Below are 22,338 nucleotides of genomic sequence, written 5' to 3' on the forward strand. Positions count from 1 at the left end.
TGATCGTGCAAAACTATTGCTTTTTCGATATAAATGTCTATATGTTTAAACAAAACATTTGCTATGAGAACAACAAGTCTGCTGGTGGCTATGCTAGCCCTATTAAACCTGCAATGCTCCAAGGGTGATAACACCCGTACTCCCGGGCCTGGTACACAGGAACCACCGGGTACGCCTGCTAAGACCTGGAAGGAATCCTGGTTTCAGCATACAGAACTATTGACCCGTGTTTACTATGATGATGATGTAGCAGTTTATTATGACAAGGATGTAGACACGAGTATTAAATGGACCTATAAATACATGGGAGATGTATGGCGTTACACAAAGAAAACCTATGGCGGCCATGGTAAAGATCAACGCCTCTATGCCATATTCCATACCAACAAACTGGGCGGTGGCCATCCCGGTTATTATTATGATGTTTCACATGGTTATCGTAATACTATAGACTGCGGTGCGGGCCCCTGGTTAACACAATCCGGCAACAGCATTGACCTGCCCACACATGAAGTATTTCATATTGTGGAATCCACTTCTTTCAATACGAAGGGCTCTGTAGGTAATGGTGCACAGTTGTGGGGCGACAGTAAGTTTGCGGAAATATTCCAGTATGATGTATACCTGGGGTTAGGGCTTACGGCAGAATCGCAACGCTGGTTCAACCATGTGAACCAGGTGTCTGACAATTTCCCCAAAGCAGGCGCCTTCTGGTTCCGGGACTGGTTGTATCCCATTTACAGGGATTATGGCGGAACGGAAGTACTGGTGCGTTTTTTCAAACTACTATCAGAGAACTTTCCGAAGGATGCAGATAACAAGTACACCCGCCTCATGAACTGGGGGGAGTTTGTACACTTCTTCAGTGGCGCTGCCAGAACAGATCTGAAAGCCCTGGCCACTACGGCGTTCGGATGGCCGGCCGGCTGGGAGCTGGAATGGAAGAAGGCAAAAACGGATTTCCCGCGTATCACTTACTGAAAAAAAACAGCAATGGCAATCGCGGATTGCCATTGCTGTTATAAAATCTTTTACGAAAAAGGAGGAAACTTAAATATAGTTGTACATTGGGCTAACATTGCACAGATCAACGTTTTATAGTGTAGTCTGCTATTAGCTCTTTAAATATATTTAATGTCAGCCACCGTACCTCATCACATTATTGCCATAGGCGCTTCTGCAGGAAGTATGGAGGAGATCAATTCCTTTTTTGACCATACCCCTTTAGATGGTGTGTGTTACGTGATCATACAACATCTTTCCCCTGATTTTAAAAGCCGCATGGTGGAATTACTGGCCCGGCATAGCAAATTAGTCGTAAAAGAAGCAGCGCATGGTGAACAGGTAAGCTGCAATGAGGTATACCTTATCCCTAACGACAGGTTTATGACCATCCAAAACGGACGGTTGCATTTAACAGATAAAGCAGCAGAGAAAGCCCCGCATCTTACCATCAATTTCTTTTTCAAGTCCCTGGCAATTGATTGCGGCAGCAAAGCTATTGGGGTTATCCTTTCCGGCCTGGGAATGGATGGTACGGAAGGTATTAAAGCAATTAAAAAGGCGGGAGGGATGGTGATAGCGCGCAATCCGGAAAGAACGGCCTTTGGCAGTATGCCTTCCAATGCCATTGCTACCGGCCTTGTGGATTTTATCTTAGAACCCGCATTAATGCCACATACCATTGAAGATTACATCAAATATGGCGGCGATTACTTCCTGGATAATAAGGAAGATGAGAAAAATATAATTGCTATTGTGGACTTTATTAAAGAGAAATCTCCCCTTGACTTTACGGATTACAAACATACTACCATACTCCGGAGAACTAAAAGAAGGGCTGCCGGTAATAATATCACCTCACTGGAGCGTTACCTGGACTTTTTAAAAGAAACACCGGAAGAAGTATCGGCGCTGGCGAAGGATTTCCTGATCAGTGTTACTGCATTTTTCAGAGACCCGGAAGCTTTTGAGCTGATCCGGCAGAAAGTAATACCGGACATCCTTCAAAAACTAACCCCCGGAGAAGAGCTTAAAATTTGGGTGGCAGGCTGTGCCACAGGGGAAGAAGTGTATTCCATGGCTATCCTCATAGCAGAACAGTTAACGGGGAAATTGAGTGATACAGTGGTGAAGATCTTTGCTACTGATATTGACAGCACAGCATTGGTACATGCAGGCAAGGGGCTCTATAATACCGCCGTCATAAAACATATTTCCCCCGAACGCCTTGAAAAGTTTTTTATCAGGACCGGAGATGGCTATAAAGTAAAACCTGAAATAAGAAAGATGGTGATCTTTGCCCAGCACGACCTGGTAAAGAACCCGCCTTATTGCAATATGCACTTTATTGGCTGCCGTAACCTGCTCATTTATATGACGCCGGTGCTGCAGAAGAAAGTATTTTCCATGCTGCTCTTTGGGCTTAAAAAGGATGGATACCTGTTTTTAGGCTCCAGTGAAAACCCAATGCCCATCATTAAGAACCTGCAGGAAATAGATAAAACCTGGAAGATCTATAAGAACCTGGATATAAAACGGGATGTACGTTTTGATAATTTTTCTATCCCTCAGCCGGGAGATATAAAGCGTACGCCATCTATTTCTATCCGGAACATCATGCCTCAAAGCATGGGGAATGCTTTAGAGGAAGCCATGAATGATACCCTTGTTAATGAAATGGATTGCCTCGTGATCTGTATTGATGAGAATAAACAGGTTTTTAAATCATATGGGAATACAGCAAAATACCTTTTACAAAAGAATTTTAGTTTAGATCTGCTGGAACTGTTGCCCAAACCAATGGCCATAGCATTTAATGCACTTTGTGTAAGGGCTTTAAGAATTAACGGGAAGGCAGCTGTAGGAGGAATTGAAATAATTAACGACGATGTGGCAATGAATGTACGGATGTCCGTAACACCACTGGTGCAGGAAAAAGGTGCAGGTGATTTTTTGATGATCACCATTTGTGAAGATCACGCAGTTGCACTGAAAGAAAAGGTTTCCATTAGTGAGGAAACATTCCTTGCCCAATATACACTGGACCTGGAGAGAGAATTGAAAGAACTGAAAGGTAAATTGCATGCTGCTTATGAGCAGCTGGATGCATCTTATGAAAACATGCAATCTTTTAATGAAGAATTACTTTCCGCCAATGAAGAGATGCAAAGTACCAATGAGGAGATGCAATCTGTGAACGAAGAGCTGGATACCATTAATTCAAACTATCAGATCAGGAATAAAGAATTGCTGGAAATTAACGATGATCTGAATAATTACTTCAGAAGTAATATAAACGGGCAGTTATTTATTAATAACGACCTGCTTTTAATGAAGTTCTCTCCCGGCACCTTAAAGCAGATCAATTTGCTGGAAACAGACATTGGCAGACCTATCAGTAATATTTCAACAAACATTAAATTTGAAACACTGGTAACCGATATCCAGGAGGTGCTTTCCCAGGGCGGCGTTATAACGAAAGAGATAGAAACAAACGATGGTAAATGGTACCAGGTGATGACCATGCCTTATGTGCGGCAGGCGGATAATAAGAATAATGGCGCTATTGTTACCTTTAATGACATCACTGAATTAAAAAGCACACAACTTAAACTGGATGCAAGGAATGAATCGCTGCTGCGTATAAATGCAGACCTCGATAATTTTGTGCATGCCGCATCTCATGATCTGCTGGCCCCGCTCAGTAATATTGAGGAAAGTATAGGCGTGATGAACCTGATCCGGATCGTTGATCCCGAACTGAAAGATTTTTTAGACATTATTGATATATCTGTTAAAAAATTCAGGACGCTGATCATTGATATTGCCACCATTGCCAAAATGGAGAGCGATATGATCACCATGGAAATGGTAGATATGCATGAGATCATCAACAATATTGAATGGAGCCTGGATAATAAGATAAGAGACGCCCACGCGACCATAAACCGGTATCTGGATATTGATAAGATCCTGTTCTCGAAGAAGAACCTGCGGAGTATACTATACAATCTCATTTCAAATGGCATAAAATTTAAAGGGGGGCAGCGGCCTGTATTAAATATTTATACAAGAAAGGAGCAAGACAATATTGTGCTGACCGTAGAAGACAACGGGATTGGGATCGATGAGCAGTATCTTGACAAAATATTCGATATGTATGGCCGTATCCATACTGATATTGACGGTAACGGCATTGGCTTATACCTTGCCCGGAAAATAGTAGATGCTGCCAATGGCAAGATCACCGTGGCCAGTGAACCCGGAAAGGGCACTAAGTTCCATATTTATTTCAAAATAGCGGAAGAATTGGCCTAAAGGGCCATTCCCTGTATCAGCAGCATCTTTTCAATGGAAGCTTCTTTCAGGTGCAGGAACTTTACACGTTCCTTATCTGCTTTGAAGGCTTCAAAATCTTCTTCACTATTAAATGTAGCCAGGTGTACTTCATATGGAAGTTCATCTGGCTGTATTATATAGTTCTCCTGTGTTGGCCGTATGCGAAAGAGCATGCGGCCATTATATTTTGCCACAATGGGGATAGCCACCTTTTCAAATTCATCGAAAATGGCTTCCTGCCCGGGCTTTACATAAATGAGCTGGGTAATATAGATCATAAGAGTACTAAGGTAAATGAAATCCGCTTTTTTTTGATATGTTTACAACCGCCAATAAAGAGCTAAAATTGCGTAATAAGGTTGTAGATATCAGTGAACCACTCTTGCAGCAAGTTTCAGAAGGCAGTGAAAGCGCTTTCCGAAAACTGTTCCATCAATATGCAGATCACCTTCACACCTACATCTGGCAGCTCACCAAATCAAAAGAACTGTCAGAAGAGGTAGTGCAGGATATCTTTCTCCAGATCTGGATGGCCCGTGAAACCCTCTCCGGTATACGGAACTTTCGTACTTATCTTTTTGTGATCACCCGCAATCATGCACTGAACGCCCTGAAAAAAATAACCAGGGAAAGAAAACGCCAGGATGAATGGGAGCAGACCCTCCATATGGAATGGGAGGCGGAGGATATAGAGGCCGGCCTGAGCATCGTGGAGGAAGCCATTGAGCAATTGCCTGCCCAGCAGCAAAAAGCCTGGCTCCTGAGCCGCAAACAGGGCAAAAAGTACCAGGAAATAGCGGAAGAAATGAACCTCTCCCGGGAAACGGTTAAAAAATACATCCAGTACGCTACCCAATCCATTACGCAATATGTGATCCGGCACCCTGATCTGTTGCTGCTGATCCTTCTTTTAAGCGGGCTCTAAAAAATAATTTTCAACCAATAGCCCCTTTTTGAATATTCTGTTGTTCCTATATTATCACTATGCAAATATCCGATCCAAGACTACCTGAATTATTTGAACGCTGGATGCAAAACCAGTGCACACCCGCAGAAAAGGAATTATTCCTGCAGCTGCTGGGAAAGGTGGGTCCGGAAACAGTGTCCCCTTTATTAAAAGAAGCATGGGATTCCCTGAAAGGAGAAAGTTTGCTGAGCGCCGGAGAAAAAGACCGCATGGTGGACCGCATATTACAGCAATCCCCGGCAGAAGAGCCGGAACCTTCCCGCAGACCACGCTGGTGGGTGGCCGCTGCCGCTATATTAGTGCTTTGTTTAGCAGGCGGTACATGGTATGCTTTACAGCAACGCTCCTCCGGCACACAAGTGGTTAGTACACCAAAGGGCGGGCATGATGTAGGCCCCGGTAAAGAAGGCGCCATCCTTACCCTCGCCAACGGAAAAACCATCGTACTGGACTCCCTGGGCAACGGGCTCGTAGCAAAACAGAACGGTACCCAGGTAGTGTTAAATAACGGCAGCCTTCGTTATCATGCAGAAGATGCAGATGCGGTGAGTTTCAATACCATCACCACGCCCCGTGGCCGCAAGTTCCAGCTGGTATTGCCGGATGGATCAAAAGTATGGCTGAATGCTGCTTCCTCCTTACGTTTCCCTACTGTATTCTCCGGTAATGAACGCCGGGTGGAAATAACAGGGGAAGCCTATTTTGAGGTAAGCAGGAATACTACCCAGCCTTTTATTGTGAAGATCAACGATCATGCAGATATAAGGGTTGTGGGCACCCAGTTCAACGTGAATGCATATGCCGATGAGGAAAACATCCACACTACTTTGCTGGAAGGCATTGTACGCATCCGCTCACATGAGCAATCCCGCGTATTGTCCCCCGGCCAGCAGGCTGAGATCAGCAACAGCCACGGAGATCTCCGTATCCTGGACCAGGTGAACCTGGAGCAGGTAACAGCATGGAAAGCCGGTTTCTTTAACTTCCGCGGCGCCAGCCTGCCCGAAGTGATGCGTGAACTGGCCCGCTGGTACGACCTGGAAATTATTTACGAAGGAAAAATACCTGAGCAGCAGTTTGAAGGAGAGTTACCCAGAACATTGCAGCTGTCCCAGGTCATTAAAATACTTACCAAAGTCGACGTTAAATTTAGAATTGAACAGGGGCGCAAACTCATTGTGCTGCCATAAGGATCAACATATAAAAAATCTATTTCGTATTCCGCCACCTGTGGCGCTGGAAAACTATTGATATGAGTTAAACGCAATAACCGTCTGGAAATAGAAACAGGGAAGTGCTGCAAACACTCCCCTGCGGATAATTTCAGGCATCTTTTTTAAATAGTCTGGCAAGACGATCTTATTAGTCAACCTAAAATCGCTACAAAAGTATGAATTTCTGGACTTTTTGTAAGTATGCCTTCTATTGCGGTATGCAGGGAGGTGCAACCAAAAAACTAAGCGAGGTAAGGCCCGCTCCGATACCATATCAGCGGTCCTGCTTTACAACAATCGTGAATACGATGAAGATCACTACTGTTTTTCTATTTGCCGTTTGTATGCATGTGAGCGCCAGCACCCGCTCCCAGACCGTTACGTTCTCGGGAAAAGATGTGCCGCTCGCCAAAGTATTTTCCGTTGTTAAACAACAGACGGGTTATGTGTTCTTCTACAATAAAACGATCCTGCGGGATGGCGCCAGCATCAATGTGCAGGCAAAAGATCAGCCCCTGGAAGGTTTCCTGAAAGTAGTGCTGGAGGGCCAGCTGCTGGATTACACCATTGAGGACAAAGTGATCATCATTTCCCGCAAACCCATGGAGCAGCTGCCGGATATGCAACAGGTGAACGTCAGCGGCCGTATTACGGACGACAGGGGGGTACCACTGCCCGGCGTATCCGTAAAGGTGAAAGGTTCGCCCAAAGGCGCCACCACCAATTCAGACGGGGTGTTCAGCATTTCCAATGTACCGGATGATGCACATCTCATCATTTCATTTATAGGTTTTGAAACAAAGGAAGTGCCCATCAAAGGCAAAACTTCCATAGACCTCCAGTTGATCCCTGCCAGTAAAGATATTGAAGGTGTGACCGTAGTGGGTTACTCTTCCAAGAATGTAAAATACCTCTCCAGTGCCGTAGCCACGGTTTCCCGTGAAAAGCTGCGGGATGTTACTTCCAATAATCTGAACAGCCTTTTGCAGGGTAAAGCTTCCGGTGTGGTGGTGAGCACTGCTTCAGGAGATCCTGCTTCTGCAGCTAACATCGTGATCCGCGGCCAGGGCACACTGGCTGCCGGTATTTCACCATTGATAGTGGTAGATGGCAACATTGGCGGCACCTTTAATCCCAATGATGTGGAATCTGTTACCATCCTGAAAGATGCTGCCGCTACAGGCCTGTACGGTAGCCGTGCTGCAAATGGTGTGATCATTGTAACCACCCGCCAGGGCAAAGCCGGTAAAACAAGGATCGAGTTGAACAGTGTGGTGGGCTTTAACGAAGCCAATAACGGGAAGTTCAAACTCATGAATTCCCAGCAGCTATATGATTATCAGAAAACTTTCACCACCCGTTCAGACACCGTGCTGAAAACGGATACGGACTGGCAGGACATTGCTTTCCGCAGGGCCATGACACAGAGTTACACGCTCTCTGCTTCCGGTGGTAGTGAAAAAACACAGTTCTATGCAGCCGGGAATTACTACAAAGAAGAAGGTACACTGCTCACCAACAGTAAAACAGCTTACAACTTCCGCGTGAACATTACACACAAGCTCACGGACAAGATCAAAATGGCCGTGTTGCTGAACGGAGAATACCTGAAGAATAATAACCACCACAGCAGCACACTCTATGGCGCGTACACTTACCTGCCATGGGATAAACCTTACAACGCAGATGGCACGCCCCGTTTTGGCAGCGGAACCGGATGGCTGGGAAGGGAACAGCAGAACTTCCTGCATTCCCTGCAGTTCAACCTGAGCAACAACCGGGCAATGAGTTTCAATGGCGACCTGAACCTGGATTATGCCATCACCAAACACATCACTTTATCCAGCTACAACAGGGCTAATATCTATAACTATAAATCCATAGAGTATTACGACCGGCGTTCCAAAGAAGGGACTGCAGATCAGGGACTGCTTACACATAATGTGAATTACAGTAACACCCTGCTCAGTTCCAACAGGCTGCGTTATGAAAATAACTTCGGAGATCATAACCTCACCGTGTTAGGGGTGGGAGAAGCAGAGAAATATTATTATGATGATAATGGTATCTCCGGCCGTGGCCTGCCTGCGGGCATGACGGCCATGTCCACCGCTACGGAGGCTAAAACAACACCTACCGGTGGCCGCAGTGAATACAGCTTCACCAAATGGCTGGCACAGGCAGATTACAATTTCAATAACCGGTACTTTTTCCTGGCCTCTTACGTGCATGATATCTCTTCCAAATTCGGGAACAATACACCCGGCGGTAATTTCTACCAGTTGGGCGCTTCCTGGATCATCAGTAATGAACAGTTCATGCTGAGCAATAACGTGATCACTTTCCTGAAAATACGCGGCAGCCATGGTACCGTAGGTAATCCTCCTTCCGAAAATTACCGGTCACTGGGTTTATATACTTATGATCAATCCGCCTCGTATGCAGGACAGTCAGGCTCTTATCCTTCCCAGAAAGCCAATCCGGACCTCACCTGGGAAAAGATCCGCGTGAATAACTTAGGGCTGGACATCAGTTTCTTCAAACGCATTGACCTGAATATAGACATGTATGATAAACAGGCGCGTTCCCTCCTGATGCTGAAACCGCTTCCGTTGACCAGTGGTTATTCCAACATCATGGAGAACATTGGTTCCCTGCGTAACCGCGGGATAGAATTCACCCTCAATACCCGTAACCTCGTAGGTGCTTTCAAATGGGAAACCAGCTTTAACCTGGCGTTGAACAGGAACGAAGTGATCAAACTGAACGGTAACGATAAGTTTGCCTCTCCCGGCAGCAACCAGCCTGTGGGCCTTGGCGAGGATATGGACAAATGGTATATGCGCATATGGGCAGGTGTGGATCCCGCTAATGGGGATCCGTTATGGGAAAAGATCATCACAGATGCAGATGGTAAAACCTATCTCACTTACACTAACTCTTATAACGCGGCTACGCTGCAATATACAGGCACTTCTTCTGCACCAAAATTCACCGGCGGTATGCTGAATACTTTTAGCTGGAAGGGCATCTCCCTGAATGCATTCTTCAATTTCGTGAAGGGCAACCAGGTATTCAACAGCTCCCGCCAGTTCTTTGATTCAGACGGGATCTATGATAGTTACAACCAGATGGTACTGGCAGAAGGCTGGAGCAGATGGTCCAAACCCGGTGATATTGCCACACATCCCAAACCATTGCTGGGCGGTAACAAAGCAGCGAACGAACCATCTTCCCGTTTCCTGGAAGACGGCAGTTATATCCGCCTGCGAAACGTAACCCTGGGTTATAACCTGCCGGATGGTGTTTTACAAAAACTAAGGATGAGTACAGTAAGGATCTTCCTCAGCGGGGATAATCTCTGGACGGGCACCAACTTCTCCGGTATGGACCCTGAAGTATCTTTTGTGACCGCAGGTGGTGCTACGAAAGGTGTTTCCGGTACCAAATATCCTATCAGCAAAAAATTCTTACTGGGTGTAAACATCGGGTTCTAAAAAAGCAACACATGAAATCATCAAATATATTCGTATTCCTGTTCACCGGTATCCTGCTCAGCGCTGCTGTGGCCTGCAAGAAATACTATGAACCATCCACCGCCAAAAATGAAGATGTGGCGCTGAAAAATGCGGACGATGTAAAGTCTGCCACCATTGGTACCTACGCTGTGCTGAAGAATCCCAACTATGTGCGCAGCATTCACTTCCTCACAGAATACCAGGGAGATAATATTGCACAGGGACAAGCCTCTTCAGATGCATTATCTAACGCATACAGGTACACGCACCTGGTGGATATGAGCCATGTGAACAATGTATGGCAGCAATCTTATTTTGTGATCAACTCTGCCAATAAAGTAATTTCTTTTGTACCGGACGATGCTTCCGTTGTGCTTCGCCAGTTGAAAGGAGAGAACCTCTATCTCCGCGCCATGATGTACTTCAATCTCGTGCGTGTATTTGGAAGGCCTTACCCGCAGGGCGCAGGGGCAGGAGATGCTGTGCCTATTGTGAAAGAAGATTCGAAAGAAGAGTTCCCTGCCCGCAACACCGTGAAAGAAGTATATGACCAGGTGATAGCGGACCTCCTGAAAGCAGCGGACCTGATGACAGAAGCCAAGAACAATAACTTCGCTTCCAAAGAAGTGGCCTGGGCTTTATTAAGCCGTGTGTACCTCTACAAAGAAGACCATGCCAAAGCTATTGAGTATGCAGATAAGCTGATCACTTCTCCCCGTTACGGATTACTAACAGGAGATGCTTATAAGAACTACTTCCGCGGTGTGCCGGAAGAAAATAAGGAAACTATTTTCTGCATCCGCCACATCAAAACAGAGAACCGGGATTTTAATGCTATTGGTTCCATGTACTACAGTGAAGGTGGCCAGGGGCAAACCGGCTGGGGAGAGATCTACGCCAGCAAACAGTATGTAGATTTCCTGGATAAGCAACCTGCAGACCTGCGGCATGCTTTTGTATCTCCCTACACAAATGCCGGCCCTGTGTTAGCCTGGCCTTATACCGTGCCCGCTCCGGATGTACGTTTGAATACCCGCCTCATCCCGAATACGCCCATGTATTACATCAACAAATACAATTACCAGGAAGGGCTCACTAACCTTAGTTCTCCTGTATATCTGCGCCTTGCAGAAATGTACCTGATCCGTGCAGAAGCCAATGCTAAAACAGGTGCTGCCCAACTGGCGCTGGATGATGTGAATGTGCTTCGCCAGCGTGCAGGCCTTAGCGGCACAGCATTGCCTACATTAGCCAGCATTGCGCTGGAAGGCCGGACGGCACTGGATGTTGTGCTGGATGAACGGAGGCTGGAATTTGCTTTTGAAGGCCATCGTGCTTATGACCTGTTCAGGAATAACCGTCCGCTGGAAAGGAATTATCCCGGCACGCATTCCCTGAATAACACACCTTCCACCAATATCACGCAAACCATTCAGCCAACGGATAACCGGGTGATCTATTTCATCCCTAACCGCGAAAGACTGGTGAATGCTAACCTCACTCAAAATCCGTAAGCAACATGAAAAGTACTGTATATATCCTGTTCATAGCCGCTATGCTGAGTGCTTGCGGTAAGGCAGAAGTAGTAACATTCAAGGATAAGTCTACCGTAATAAAAGCAGACCGCAGTACCTGGACCGCTACGGCTTCCAGTGAAGAACTCACTGCAGAAGCTGCCGGTGCGGCGCTGCTGCTGGATGGAAAGATAGCCACCTACTGGCATTCTGAATATTCAGCGGTGAATCCACCTTATCCGCATTGGGTACAGATAGATATGAAAACAGCCCTCAAACTGGTATCCGTAGAGATCACCGCCAGGCAGAACAATGCGAATGCCATGACCAAATTCAAACTGGAAGGCAGTACAGATGGTACCATCTGGAGTTTGATGGGAGATAATCTCCTGTTCACCGGCGCAACTAAAACACCCCAGAGTTATCCCGTGAGTTCATCTGTTACGGTCCGCTACCTCAAGCTGACAGCATTGGAAGGACCCGTGAAGAATAATTTTATAGCAGAAATAGAGGCATTTGCCAGTAAGTAACTACCGTTTGTATGATGGCAGGCCCGTGATAAAATTGTCACGGGCCTTTATATTTAATGGGCAAGCCGTATAATATGCAGCCAGTTCAAAAGACGGATAACCGGATAGGTGGGATCGAATTCATACCACTTTGAACCAAAATTCACATTGGAAGGATGTTTATGATGATTGTTATGATAAGATTCACCCATCATGAAAATATCCGGCTTTAGCAGGTTAGTGGAAGTATTCTTCAGTTCATAATTCTTGTAACCATACTTATGCGCATACCAGTTAATGATAGCCCCGTGTACTGCGCTCATCGTAATAGTGATGGGTAATAACAGGAATAACCAGAAAGAGGATGCGAATAAAATGTAAATAGCGATGTAACCCAAAGCCCATAACACACGGCTGAAGAACGAACCTGCCCACTTGTCGAATGTGGCCCAGTCCGGCAGCCCTTTGGTGAAATGTTCACTGTCTTTAGCTTTCCCTTTTACGATGCGCTGATATGCCATCCTTGCCCGCCACATCATGGCAAATACATTGGGTGAATATTTCGGAGAATGCGGATCTTTCTCCGTGTCTGTATAAGCATGGTGCATACGATGCATGATACCATAAGCCCTGGCGCTCATATAAGAAGAACCTTGAGAGAAGTAAGAGAACAGGTAGAAGACCTTTTCCCAAAATGGGCTCATTTTAAATGCGCCATGGGAGGTATATCTGTGCTGGAAAAATGTCTGAGCAAAAAGTGCCGCGTACCAGTGCACGACAAAGAAGATGAGTATAAGCATAATGATGAATTTACCGTGGTGAGATAAAAACGCAGCAAATTCAATAATAGAAGAGAGTGGTAGAGACCTTTCGCGGATGCGAAAAAAAGAGGAATGAATTATTTGTATTTCTATGACTTACAGAAGGTACGAAATTTTTCTGAGACTACTGCGAACTATTTTAGGATACCGTAGATATAACGTAACTTTTGTTAGTAATCCTAAAATCTTATGTTGCTAAGAGAAAAGCTCACCTTTGTACAGGTTACCCGCCTTACCTGGCGGCTGGACCTGATGATATTGTTTTTTTGTACACTGGCTTACGTCGCGGATACCTACTGGCTGAAAAGCCATGTAGCCATTCCCGTTACCCTCAGTACGGTGCTGGGAACAGCGATCGCTTTCTTTATTGGTTTTAATAATAACCAGGCATACGGGCGCTGGTGGGAAGGAAGGCAGATCTGGGGTTCGCTGGTGAATGATTCCCGCTCCTGGGGCCGGAATCTTTTGCACTTCTGTGATCAGGGTGCCAGCGATGAAGCGCCGCATGTGGCGCGCAGGATGATCTTCCGCCACATCGGTTTCCTGTATGCGCTCAAAGCCAATCTCCGAAAAACCGGCGATCCCTATTACGAAGGTTATCTCAGCAGGCAGGAGGCAGAAGATGTAGCAAACAGCAGCAACATACCTAATGCCATCCTCGATATCCAGGCAGCAGATCTGCAGCTGTTACGTGCACAGGGTGCGATAGATGGTTTTCTTTTCCGGGATATGAACCAGTTATTGATGAACCATTGCAATGATATGGGCAAATGCGAACGTATCCGCAATACAGCTTTCCCGCCCAGTTACCTCTTCTTCACACGTGTGTTCATCTGGATCTTTGTGATCATGAACACGCTCTTACTCGCGGAATCTATCGGCTACTGGTCTGTGATCTTCGGATGGTTGTTTGGGTTTGTGTTCCATGTCACACACCAGAACGGCATCAGTATCATGAATCCATTTGAACAGAACATGATGAGCCTGCCGCTGGATAGTATTACACGGACGGTGGAGATCAATTTGCTGGAAATGCTGGGGCATCAGCCATTGCCTTCACCGGTGGAAGCAATTGACGGGCAGTATTTATTATAATGTTTATCCTACTGCAAGAATTTTAGCACAAGCAGCATATTTTATAGGCTGTATAAACGCATTGGTAATTGGTGTGCCCATTTCAATACCAATAGATAAGATCATACTCTTCGTATCATCAATACCATGAAGACTGTTTAACTGAAGGGTAAAAGTTTGCGATTCAAACGCCTGCTGTACCGGCAGCCAATCTGTATAGACAGTGTTAGCCCTGGGAAGGATGGTTTTATCCGTATAACCGGTTCCATTGAATGAACTGTCAGTAAACAAACCAAACCCTATCACGAAACGGTAAAGCGGTGCTTTCCATGGGATTTCCAGGTTTAGTTGCGGATGAAGATGGGGGATTTCTATAGTTGCGCTGCCTGTTTCCCGTTCAATCATTCCTTTCAACGGATACTTCACTACAGAATCAAAGATGACGTCCTTATTCAACTGAAATCCTTCCAGCAGGTAACGGTACTGTGAGAAGTTCACCGCGCGTTTTCCTCTTTCATTCACTTTATCCAGGAGTTGAATGTTTTTCGCCAGCGTAGTGAGCGTGGGGGTAAAATTGTAATTCGCCAGTTTGTTTAAAGGAAAGAGCGCATGCCTGATACTTCTGACAGTATTAGCACAACCACTGAATTCTGCATTGTTCTCTCTTGTTCGTGCAAATTCGGGTGCGGTTTTGATCTTCTCTTTGGAAGCACCTCCCTTTTTGCGGACAACGATCTTGTCTGTTCCATGCATTCTGTAGAAAGACAAATTGTCTACGGGACCGGTGAACTCGAAAGCATTTGATAAAAAAGCCATGGGATTAACTTGTTTTGGTGATAACTGAGGTTTAACCTAAGCAAGGTAATAATTATGTATACTCATACCTAATTTATTTATAAGTCATAGATAAGCTGTATCTATAAGAGACGGCTTATCTATGACTTATATACGGGTTATATACGGCTTATATACGGGTTATCTTAACTTATTGGACGCCAAAAATGGCTTAAGGGGGTATTTGTGACAGGGTTTGGAAAACGTCAGGCACCGGGTTTCGACCCGAAATTGTCTGATCTTGTTCGCTGCCATACCTGGTTTAATTCATTCAGGATGGCCTGATACTCGGCTCTGAAACTTTCTATTTCTGTAGCTGTAAGCGGTGTACCCTCTTTTTCCCGAAATTCGATTCTAAAACGCAATGCATAGAATCTATTCAATGCATCATTGTTTGCGATCCATAATTCCCGGTGATTAAAAAAGGCATTATACCCATTTATGATAGTGATTACACAGGTAATAACGAGTGTGGTGATCCTGACGAACTCAGACCATTCGTTTTGTACATTTAACCCTAAGAGGATAGTGCTCAAGGCTGCAAGTATGGCAGTGCTCATGAAGATCCTGAAAGCAGCATTCCGGTAACGGAGCCTTCTGCTATCAATCCCTTTTATTCTTTGTTCAATCTGGTCATGAAGGAAGGTGAGTTGTTCATTGGTCATTGGGTGTTCATTTAGAATGCTTTAGGATTTTATTAGATAATTCATAAAAATGACTTTCGCCGTTCAGGAACATGGCGTCAATGTATTTGGCGGATTCAGGTATCCGTTTAATGGTGTTCAACCGGAAAATGGCACTGAAGATCTTCCTGTGTGCTGCTGCCATCTCACCTTTTCCATAATGCAGCAGGGCTTCGTAATATTCTATTTCTATTTCTGTAAATGAATAAGTGGGGTGGATATCATAATCAAGGTGAATGGCCTGGAATAATGTTTTTACCTCATTGATAGCATTGCGGGAATTAATGATCAGGTATTCCGGAGGCAGCGGTCCGGGTAGCAGGAGATACTTTCTTAAACTGATATCTGCAATGGAATTCAGTATAGAGATATAGTTTTTTATCATCAGGGTGGATACTTCAGTGATGTTATCGATATCGATCATCTGGCTGAACTTTTCCCGGGCGGCCTGCAGGTATGCCAGGGCTTGGTTTGCAAGTTCCTGTAATTCGCCTTCATCTCCATCAGTCCGGTTCTTATATATCCTGTAGGCTTTTGAAATATAACATAAACCAATTCCCTGCAATATTCTTGGGTCTTGTTTCTCGTTTTTGGTAATAGCCAGCGCCCTTCTGATACCTTCATCTTCCTGTAAGTTTCTCCTGTACAACCAGAGCAGGATGTAAATAATTTCATTCAATAGTTCCTGCTTTGCCTGGTAAAATTCCAGCCGGTTATTGAGGCTGGTTTTTTCGTAGTCCAGTTTGATAAACTGAAAGCGGATGATCTCGTACTGCCTTTCCAGATCCAGGATGATAGTTACTTCCATTTCTCTGTAGTACTCTTCGGCCGTTTGGTTATCTGGTATCCGGGCTTTGCTTTGCGCAACAAAATTCAAATAGGTGGTAATGATTGACTTTAAGAATTTGGAGTATATTTTATCCTGGTCTATCAATGTCAGTTCATCAACAATTTCTTTAAAGCACTTTTTCAGCATTTGCGTATCGCTGTTAGATACTTCCACATTCAGGTTCATGAATTTGTATAACTTGGATTTTAACGGCGAATCAAAATTTTCATCCATGAAAAGCAGAATGGGTAAATGCTGATAGGGATTTCTTACAATATCCTTACCATAGCGGTATTCCGGCTCGTATTCTTCACCACCCCAGAAAGTATCCACGATATTATACGTTTGGTCCAGCTGAGATAGCGTCATTTCCAGGGAATATATCTTTGAGATGAATTTCCTGTCTATGTTTTTGTCTATCTCTTCAATGATCTTTTTCAGCTCTTTTCTGTTGATGGGCGCGTTAGTATTATCAGGTAAAAATTCATTAAACGTTGTTTTGTACTTTTCATACACGCTGTAGAAAAAATGGTTGTCCAGGATGCTTGATTTTTCATCAAACAGACGCTTCAATAACTGTAGTATTTCTTCCTGTCCCTCTTCTTCGTGGTATAACCCGGAATGATTTTCCAGTTTCCTCAGTAAGTCCCGCAGTTTTTCAAGTATGGCCACTGCTTTTCCCGGATCATCCTTGTAATCCTTTCTTAACCTGTCATATAGGAAATACTGATAAATGTTCCGGTTTACGTGCTGTTTTCCCTGTTGGAGCAGTGGGTCCGGAAATGTATGGTAGCTTCCCATTGCCTTGAATATATCCGCTGTTTTCCGGGCAGATGACAGGTAAATAACAGTATACGGGAGCTTCTTCTCTTCAAACTGCTGATTGATCCGCAGTATTCTTTCAACTGCCTGCACATCGCGGAATGTGTTTTCAAGGAATATGTGGCGGTCGTTAGGGTCCGTAACAGACAATAAGGAAATTTTATTCTGCTCTACATACTTCTCAAATAAGCTGATGGAAAAATGACTGCTTTTACAATTGGCGAAAACATTATTTATAGATTCATTATGTTTTCCGGAGGTGGTTTTTATCTCTGAAACACTGAGCCTTTCCCGCAGGAAGGTGAAAAATTCATCCAGTATGGAATATGTTTTATCGTTGAGGATCAGCAAAAGCAGAATCACCTCTAAATGATTCCGGAGGAAAGCCTCTGTTTTGTCAGGGTCATTCAGGAAATTATCGGTGGCTTTCTTCAATACCTCCAGGTTCCTGATCACCGTTTTTGCATCGCGGAGATGTTTATTGAGCTTGTTCTTGGCGGCGATCAATTCCATTTTATATTCGTTCATCAGGATCGTAGAGGTCACGGACAGGTCCCCGAAGAAATAGTCGTAACAGATGGATCGTTGCGCCTGATAATTCTGATCGCCCTTGGAAAACAATTCCATTCTGATATACGGCAGGTAGTTTTCCATGATATCGTAGGTATCTACTGCGTATAATAACTCATATCCTTTTTCATGCAGTTCTATATCACTGATAACCGCCTCTATATCGGTAGAAGTATAACAGCTTAGAATAAAGTGATAACTGGAGTTGATGGGGTTTGCCGGCGTCATGTCTTTAGCTATATATTTTCGCGAAATTGTTTTGTAATAGATTGCATACTGTTGTATAAGCTTTCCAGGTTGTCCTTATTATCCGGATTTTCTTTTTCCAGTGTTGGGGGCAGATTATGGATCTGTTTGTCCACTGCAATACCTATATCCAGTACAGACAGGCCGGCCTGCAACTGGGCGGGCGTTATTTTATTGGATAATGATAGTTCGATCGTGTCCTGTTTAATGATCAGGTACTTGGAGAACCGGATAAACTCATAGATCTCATCATAGGAATTAATAATCACCTTCAGCAACTCCACATTATTCTCTGTATAGATCTGAATAAGATAACTGACCATGATATTCCTGTCTTTTTCCAGTAAGCAGCGTTTGTTTATAAAATGTTCAATGCTTATTTCATAACGGGAAAAGAGGATCTTTCGGTTGTTCATGAATACGATGTCTTCGAGTCTTATCTGTCTGTTGATCTTGTTACATTTCCTGTAACGGCTGTTTACCGCTTCATGTATATCAAGTGCATGGTTATATGTTTCAAATGATTCTTCAATAAATATTTTTTCCTTGTCGATCTTCTGCTCAACGCCATTTAATGCAAGGTCATCGTTGGATGCATCTATCAGGTCGAAGGTCTTTTGGTATAATTTCAGGAATAAGCTGATGATCAGCCGGGAATGCACCGTTAGTGCGTTAAGGTCAAGCAGATGGAGGAGGGGGTCTTCTATTTTATCCCGGTCACCATATACAAGTTCGAAATTGAACATCGCATCCATGTCCTGCTCTTCTTCATTTTCCTCCATGCAGGTGAGAAAACTGTAAATGACGGGATCACCTTTTTTAACGGTTATCACCTCGAGCGGGTCAATAATAGCACGGGTGACCCTGATCTCCTTGAAATCGACGATGACTTCATCTTTTTCCACCTGCGTATAATAACCACCTTTTGCATCCTTAAACAGGGAGGTAACAAATTTACTGGAGGCAGTATGGATCTTCATAGCGCCCGCATAGGTATAATCACTCATTGTTATCCTTTAATAATTGTTTTTACTTTCTCCCGCATCAATCTTTGATATTCGAAAGCTTCCAGAGGATGTCCTTTACTTTTCAATACTTCATCCTGCCCATAATGTTCTACTTTGATATCGGGATATTTAAGCTTAAAGTTCTTTCCCCAGAAAGGTGCGGTGTAGAGGTCATACGGTATAACGAGGTGCGTAGGGGTGAAGCTCACTTTGGCCTGGTATTGCAGTTCAATTGAATAGAGTTGGGGGCCGGTGTTCACTTTAGCATCTTTAAATATCTTTATCATTTCCTGTATTTCAAGACAGCGCTCTTCATATTTTTTGAGATCTTCCATGCTGATCTGATCCTCCAGGTATTGTGAATTGTTATTAAAGATCAGCCGGATATAAGCAATGATCTTGCTACGGTCCCCAGGCGTATAGCCGAAGTTTTTTCTTTCAAATCCTTTTCGGGCCAGATACCGGTGAAATCCACCGGAATCAAAAGGCATGATCCTCCAAAGGGTCTTGTCGTCAATTGCATTACTATCATAGATGAGTGTGAGGGGTGGGTTGTCAGTATAATTGCTGAGATCTTCATTGACCAGAAAAGATGCCTTCCCATAGAAAAAATAAAGCAGTTTTTCTCCCTTGAATACTGTGCAGTCCTGTGGTTCTGCATAATTGCATCGCATGATAGAGGACATAAAGCCGACTGTGGTAGTATGGCAGGACGGAAGCAGATCATCAGGTAATACTTGGTTTGGGGCTAATGAATCTATTACCTCCTGAAAAGTAAGAATGTTTTCAGACATGTGGAACTAAATTGGATGATAAAATGGGTATAAAACAAATAAATAATGCCTTAGCTATTGGTATAGGGTCAAAATGTTGTTGTTATAATTGAACTGAAGTTAAATTAGAAGATATTTTGAAAAGCTGCAAATAAAGTTTGCAACCGCTTGTAAAAAAGCGGTAAACGTTCTGATTTGGCTTTTTATAGTGTATGTGAAATAATAATAATTAATAAATGTTTATCATTTCATGATCGATAAAAAAAGGCCGGGAGAACGTCCCCGGCCCTTTATCGTCTGGATCATATGATCTCCCAATTCGTATGAATATTCCTTAGCTCCTGCATCATTTCCGCCATCGCTGCCCAGGAATCAGCCCCAGCAGGCCCACCGCCACAATTCATCATCACACTAAAACCCCTGCCACTATGTGGATAGATAGCCAGATCAGCGAGGCTGGCCCCTGTTGCACCATTATGATTAAGCGGTTCATTCTGCGCACCGCCACCGAGGAAAAGGCCACCTTTGGCTACATTGGTAACAGGCATCTGGTATTGCGCCACATCAAATACCGCAGAAGAATTGATGGCGCGCAAATTATATTTGATGAATTGTGCCATGCCGCCTACCGTGCAGTGAACACCACCCACGATGAACTTGCTGTTATAAGGCGCCAGGTCATTGTTATAAGTGGGGTAGGGCGTGTACTTTCCTAAAGCAACATCATACCCATGATACTGCATGCCCCCGGGTAAAGGACCAAAGGTGATCTGCAATTTATTGTTCAGCGGATCAGCGAGTAATCCGTTCATGATCTGCTCCCAATTCTTACCCATTTTCCTTTCTGCCATAGACACGCAGATAGTGGCCGTGCTGCCATAACCATACTTCGCTGTATTCTGATAACCCAGGTTTTTAGGACTATTGAATAAATACTTCTTTTTCTTCAGGCTGAGGATGGTATATAAGTAGCGCAGATAGATCATGGCGCCAAAGTTCTTCCATTCTTTATCCCGGCTATTACCACCGTTGTTGATGCCCAGATCCTGTATGAACCGGAAGGGATCTGTATCGCGGGTGGAGGAATCATTGTTATTCTCCTGGTCGAAATAATAACCGTTCATGCCGGAGGTATGTGAGAGCAGTTCGTAGATCTTTGTATCCAGGAAAGTGCTGTTCATGCCTGAGCGGTCTCTGAACGGTTTTGAATTGAACTCGGGGAAGATGTCCTTTATTTTGGTATCCCAGCTGAGGATACCTTTTTTGATCAGGCAGGAAATTAAAAAACCCGTGATCGGTTTGGAAATAGAACCCACATTAAAGTAGGAAGAGGCGGTGGCTTTGTTACTGGCGGTAGTAGCACTCAGGCTGCTGTTCTTTACGCCTTGTACGGTATGCATAACTGTGTTGCCGTTATCGCGTACGATAACACCTGCAATGTTTGGTAATTTATATTTGCTGAGCACTGCTTTTGCTTTATCATCCAGTGCTTTTTGGATTTTTATGATGTCTCCCATGATGGTTAATTTTTAAGATTAGAGATCGCTGTCCGGGAATTTTTTATCGTGGATATCGCGCCATGCAATATCCCAGTGGCCGCCGAAGTCGTGCGTACGGCCCTGCCATATCTTGTTGTCCATTCCTTTCCCGAACACATGAATGATGCTGCCATCCCAGGAGCAGTTGGCGGAGGGCATGGTCTTGAAAACACCTTCGCCGATATAGTCCCATGCCATATCCCATTTTGTTACACCATTGGTAGCATATGCCCACCAGAATTTATTATCGTTGCCTTTGCCAAATACATAAATGCGTTTGCCATCTGCGGAACAACAGGCTGCCGGTGCAGAAGTAAATACACCCACGCCAATGGCTTTCCAGGGTACATCAAAAGAAACACCGCCATTGACGGAGTAGGTCCACCATATTTTATTGTCCGCCGCTTTGGCAAATACGGCTACCAATTTTCCATCTGCGGAGCAGCAGGCGGCAGGGGAAGAAACAAACTGTTTGCTGCCAATGGCATCCCAGGCCATGTCCCAATGTTCACCGCCGCTGTTTGACCAGGCCCACCAGATCTTGGAATCGTTGCCCCTGCCAAATACGAGTACTCTCACACCAGTGTAACTGGTTTCATAATGACCGGGGCTGCCGGGCGTCCATTTGGATGCGGAATTGTTATAACTGCAGATGGCAGGTTTGCCATGGAATACGCCTACGCCGATAGCGGCAAAACCTGCGTTCTTAAATTCGTAGTATTCCTGGAGGCGGGTGAACCAGAATTTATTATCCATACCTTTCCCTACGAGAAAGGTATCCAGGCTGTCCCCGGAAATACAGGCGGCAGGTGAGGAAGAAAAGACGCCCACGTCGTTACGGATCCAGTTATCTACCCAGGTATCGCCGTTGTCGTAAGAGACGATCCTTTCAATCCTGAACTGCGCGCCTGCTTTGGGGTCAGGGTCAACAACGGAAAACAGGTCCAGCCGTTTTTCCAACGCATAAGTTGATGCTGTCATAGCAAATGAGATTTGGGGTTAATAGAATTATTTTCTGTATCTAAAGCTAGGAGGAATACCCGCTTTCTAAGAGATGGAAAAGAGAACGGGAAAAAGA

17 protein-coding genes are annotated in these 22,338 nt (G+C 44.6%); 8 read left to right on the forward strand and 9 right to left on the reverse strand.

Translation table 11 applies throughout. From position 1 onward, the window contains the following. The first annotated feature begins 63 nt into the window (after positions 1-63). Positions 64-981 (forward strand): hypothetical protein, encoded by a 918-nt coding sequence (locus tag GFS24_RS02175; protein ID WP_153657932.1) that lies wholly within the window; start codon positions 64-66, stop codon positions 979-981. Between the two features lie 153 nt (positions 982-1,134). Further along, positions 1,135-4,320 (forward strand): chemotaxis protein CheB, encoded by a 3,186-nt coding sequence (locus tag GFS24_RS02180; protein ID WP_153657933.1) that lies wholly within the window; start codon positions 1,135-1,137, stop codon positions 4,318-4,320. Here the strand turns inward: GFS24_RS02180 and GFS24_RS02185 are convergent. Next, positions 4,317-4,619, reverse strand: a complete 303-nt coding sequence (locus tag GFS24_RS02185; protein ID WP_153657934.1) for a DUF1330 domain-containing protein — start codon at positions 4,617-4,619, stop codon at positions 4,317-4,319. The genes GFS24_RS02180 and GFS24_RS02185 overlap by 4 nt on opposite strands. A 38-nt stretch (positions 4,620-4,657) precedes the next feature. On the opposite strand from GFS24_RS02185, the gene GFS24_RS02190 reads away from it, so the two are divergent. From GFS24_RS02190 to GFS24_RS02210, 5 genes are all read left to right on the forward strand, one after another. After that, a complete protein-coding gene (locus tag GFS24_RS02190; RefSeq protein WP_153657935.1) occupies positions 4,658-5,266 on the forward strand; it encodes an RNA polymerase sigma factor in 609 nt (202 codons plus the stop codon). 59 nt (positions 5,267-5,325) lie between these two features. After that, a complete protein-coding gene (locus tag GFS24_RS02195) occupies positions 5,326-6,498 on the forward strand; it encodes a FecR family protein (protein WP_153657936.1) in 1,173 nt (390 codons plus the stop codon). Between the two features lie 200 nt (positions 6,499-6,698). Continuing rightward, the gene (locus GFS24_RS02200; RefSeq protein WP_153657937.1) at positions 6,699-10,019 is read left to right on the forward strand and encodes a SusC/RagA family TonB-linked outer membrane protein; all 3,321 of its coding nucleotides are present in this window, start codon (positions 6,699-6,701) and stop codon (positions 10,017-10,019) included. An 11-nt stretch (positions 10,020-10,030) separates the two neighbouring features. Further along, entirely contained in the window at positions 10,031-11,554 is a 1,524-nt protein-coding gene (locus GFS24_RS02205) for a RagB/SusD family nutrient uptake outer membrane protein (protein ID WP_153657938.1), read from the forward strand. Between the two features lie 5 nt (positions 11,555-11,559). Then, positions 11,560-12,084 carry a discoidin domain-containing protein gene (locus GFS24_RS02210; RefSeq protein ID WP_153657939.1) on the forward strand — a complete coding sequence of 175 codons (525 nt, stop codon included), beginning with the start codon at positions 11,560-11,562 and terminating at the stop codon, positions 12,082-12,084. Positions 12,085-12,137: 53 nt separating this feature from the next. On the opposite strand, the gene GFS24_RS02215 is transcribed toward GFS24_RS02210, so the two are convergent. After that, positions 12,138-12,863, reverse strand: coding sequence for an acyl-CoA desaturase (locus GFS24_RS02215; protein ID WP_153657940.1), 726 nt, complete (start codon positions 12,861-12,863; stop codon positions 12,138-12,140). Positions 12,864-13,073: 210 nt separating this feature from the next. On the opposite strand from GFS24_RS02215, the gene GFS24_RS02220 reads away from it, so the two are divergent. Continuing rightward, a complete protein-coding gene (locus GFS24_RS02220; RefSeq protein ID WP_153657941.1) occupies positions 13,074-13,979 on the forward strand; it encodes a bestrophin family protein in 906 nt (301 codons plus the stop codon). A gap of 3 nt (positions 13,980-13,982) precedes the next feature. On the opposite strand, the gene GFS24_RS02225 is transcribed toward GFS24_RS02220, so the two are convergent. The 7 genes from GFS24_RS02225 to GFS24_RS02255 form a co-directional block, all read right to left on the reverse strand. Further along, positions 13,983-14,774: a hypothetical protein gene (locus GFS24_RS02225; protein ID WP_153657942.1), complete on the reverse strand. Its 792-nt coding sequence runs from the start codon at positions 14,772-14,774 to the stop codon at positions 13,983-13,985. A gap of 224 nt (positions 14,775-14,998) precedes the next feature. Next, positions 14,999-15,457, reverse strand: a complete 459-nt coding sequence (locus tag GFS24_RS02230) for an SLATT domain-containing protein (RefSeq protein ID WP_153657943.1) — start codon at positions 15,455-15,457, stop codon at positions 14,999-15,001. A gap of 7 nt (positions 15,458-15,464) precedes the next feature. Further along, the gene (locus GFS24_RS02235; RefSeq protein WP_153657944.1) at positions 15,465-17,924 is read right to left on the reverse strand and encodes a hypothetical protein; all 2,460 of its coding nucleotides are present in this window, start codon (positions 17,922-17,924) and stop codon (positions 15,465-15,467) included. A gap of 8 nt (positions 17,925-17,932) precedes the next feature. Continuing rightward, entirely contained in the window at positions 17,933-18,949 is a 1,017-nt protein-coding gene (locus GFS24_RS02240; RefSeq protein WP_153657945.1) for a hypothetical protein, read from the reverse strand. Between the two features lie 2 nt (positions 18,950-18,951). Next, the gene (locus GFS24_RS02245; RefSeq protein ID WP_153657946.1) at positions 18,952-19,623 is read right to left on the reverse strand and encodes a hypothetical protein; all 672 of its coding nucleotides are present in this window, start codon (positions 19,621-19,623) and stop codon (positions 18,952-18,954) included. A 401-nt stretch (positions 19,624-20,024) separates the two neighbouring features. Beyond that, the gene (locus GFS24_RS02250; protein ID WP_153657947.1) at positions 20,025-21,239 is read right to left on the reverse strand and encodes a serine hydrolase; all 1,215 of its coding nucleotides are present in this window, start codon (positions 21,237-21,239) and stop codon (positions 20,025-20,027) included. Positions 21,240-21,257: 18 nt separating this feature from the next. After that, positions 21,258-22,241: a hypothetical protein gene (locus GFS24_RS02255; RefSeq protein WP_153657948.1), complete on the reverse strand. Its 984-nt coding sequence runs from the start codon at positions 22,239-22,241 to the stop codon at positions 21,258-21,260. Positions 22,242-22,338: the final 97 nt, after the last annotated feature.

The sequence above is a fragment of the Chitinophaga sp. SYP-B3965 genome (assembly GCF_009647655.1).
In the GTDB taxonomy this organism is placed as follows: Bacteria; Bacteroidota; Bacteroidia; order Chitinophagales; family Chitinophagaceae; genus Chitinophaga.

Bases quoted from the DNA above. Each gene is read 5' to 3' on its own strand.
- GFS24_RS02220 (WP_153657941.1), top strand. From the start codon at position 13,074: ATGTTGCTAAGAGAAAAGCTCACCTTTGTACAGGTTACCCGCCTTACC.
- GFS24_RS02225 (WP_153657942.1), bottom strand. From the start codon at position 14,774: ATGGCTTTTTTATCAAATGCTTTCGAGTTCACCGGTCCCGTAGACAAT.
- GFS24_RS02230 (WP_153657943.1), bottom strand. From the start codon at position 15,457: ATGACCAATGAACAACTCACCTTCCTTCATGACCAGATTGAACAAAGA.
- GFS24_RS02200 (WP_153657937.1), top strand. From the start codon at position 6,699: ATGAATTTCTGGACTTTTTGTAAGTATGCCTTCTATTGCGGTATGCAG.
- GFS24_RS02250 (WP_153657947.1), bottom strand. From the start codon at position 21,239: ATGGGAGACATCATAAAAATCCAAAAAGCACTGGATGATAAAGCAAAA.
- GFS24_RS02205 (WP_153657938.1), top strand. From the start codon at position 10,031: ATGAAATCATCAAATATATTCGTATTCCTGTTCACCGGTATCCTGCTC.
- GFS24_RS02180 (WP_153657933.1), top strand. From the start codon at position 1,135: ATGTCAGCCACCGTACCTCATCACATTATTGCCATAGGCGCTTCTGCA.
- GFS24_RS02175 (WP_153657932.1), top strand. From the start codon at position 64: ATGAGAACAACAAGTCTGCTGGTGGCTATGCTAGCCCTATTAAACCTG.
- GFS24_RS02235 (WP_153657944.1), bottom strand. From the start codon at position 17,924: ATGACGCCGGCAAACCCCATCAACTCCAGTTATCACTTTATTCTAAGC.
- GFS24_RS02240 (WP_153657945.1), bottom strand. From the start codon at position 18,949: ATGAGTGATTATACCTATGCGGGCGCTATGAAGATCCATACTGCCTCC.
- GFS24_RS02255 (WP_153657948.1), bottom strand. From the start codon at position 22,241: ATGACAGCATCAACTTATGCGTTGGAAAAACGGCTGGACCTGTTTTCC.
- GFS24_RS02215 (WP_153657940.1), bottom strand. From the start codon at position 12,863: ATGCTTATACTCATCTTCTTTGTCGTGCACTGGTACGCGGCACTTTTT.
- GFS24_RS02185 (WP_153657934.1), bottom strand. From the start codon at position 4,619: ATGATCTATATTACCCAGCTCATTTATGTAAAGCCCGGGCAGGAAGCC.
- GFS24_RS02190 (WP_153657935.1), top strand. From the start codon at position 4,658: ATGTTTACAACCGCCAATAAAGAGCTAAAATTGCGTAATAAGGTTGTA.
- GFS24_RS02245 (WP_153657946.1), bottom strand. From the start codon at position 19,623: ATGCGATGCAATTATGCAGAACCACAGGACTGCACAGTATTCAAGGGA.
- GFS24_RS02210 (WP_153657939.1), top strand. From the start codon at position 11,560: ATGAAAAGTACTGTATATATCCTGTTCATAGCCGCTATGCTGAGTGCT.
- GFS24_RS02195 (WP_153657936.1), top strand. From the start codon at position 5,326: ATGCAAATATCCGATCCAAGACTACCTGAATTATTTGAACGCTGGATG.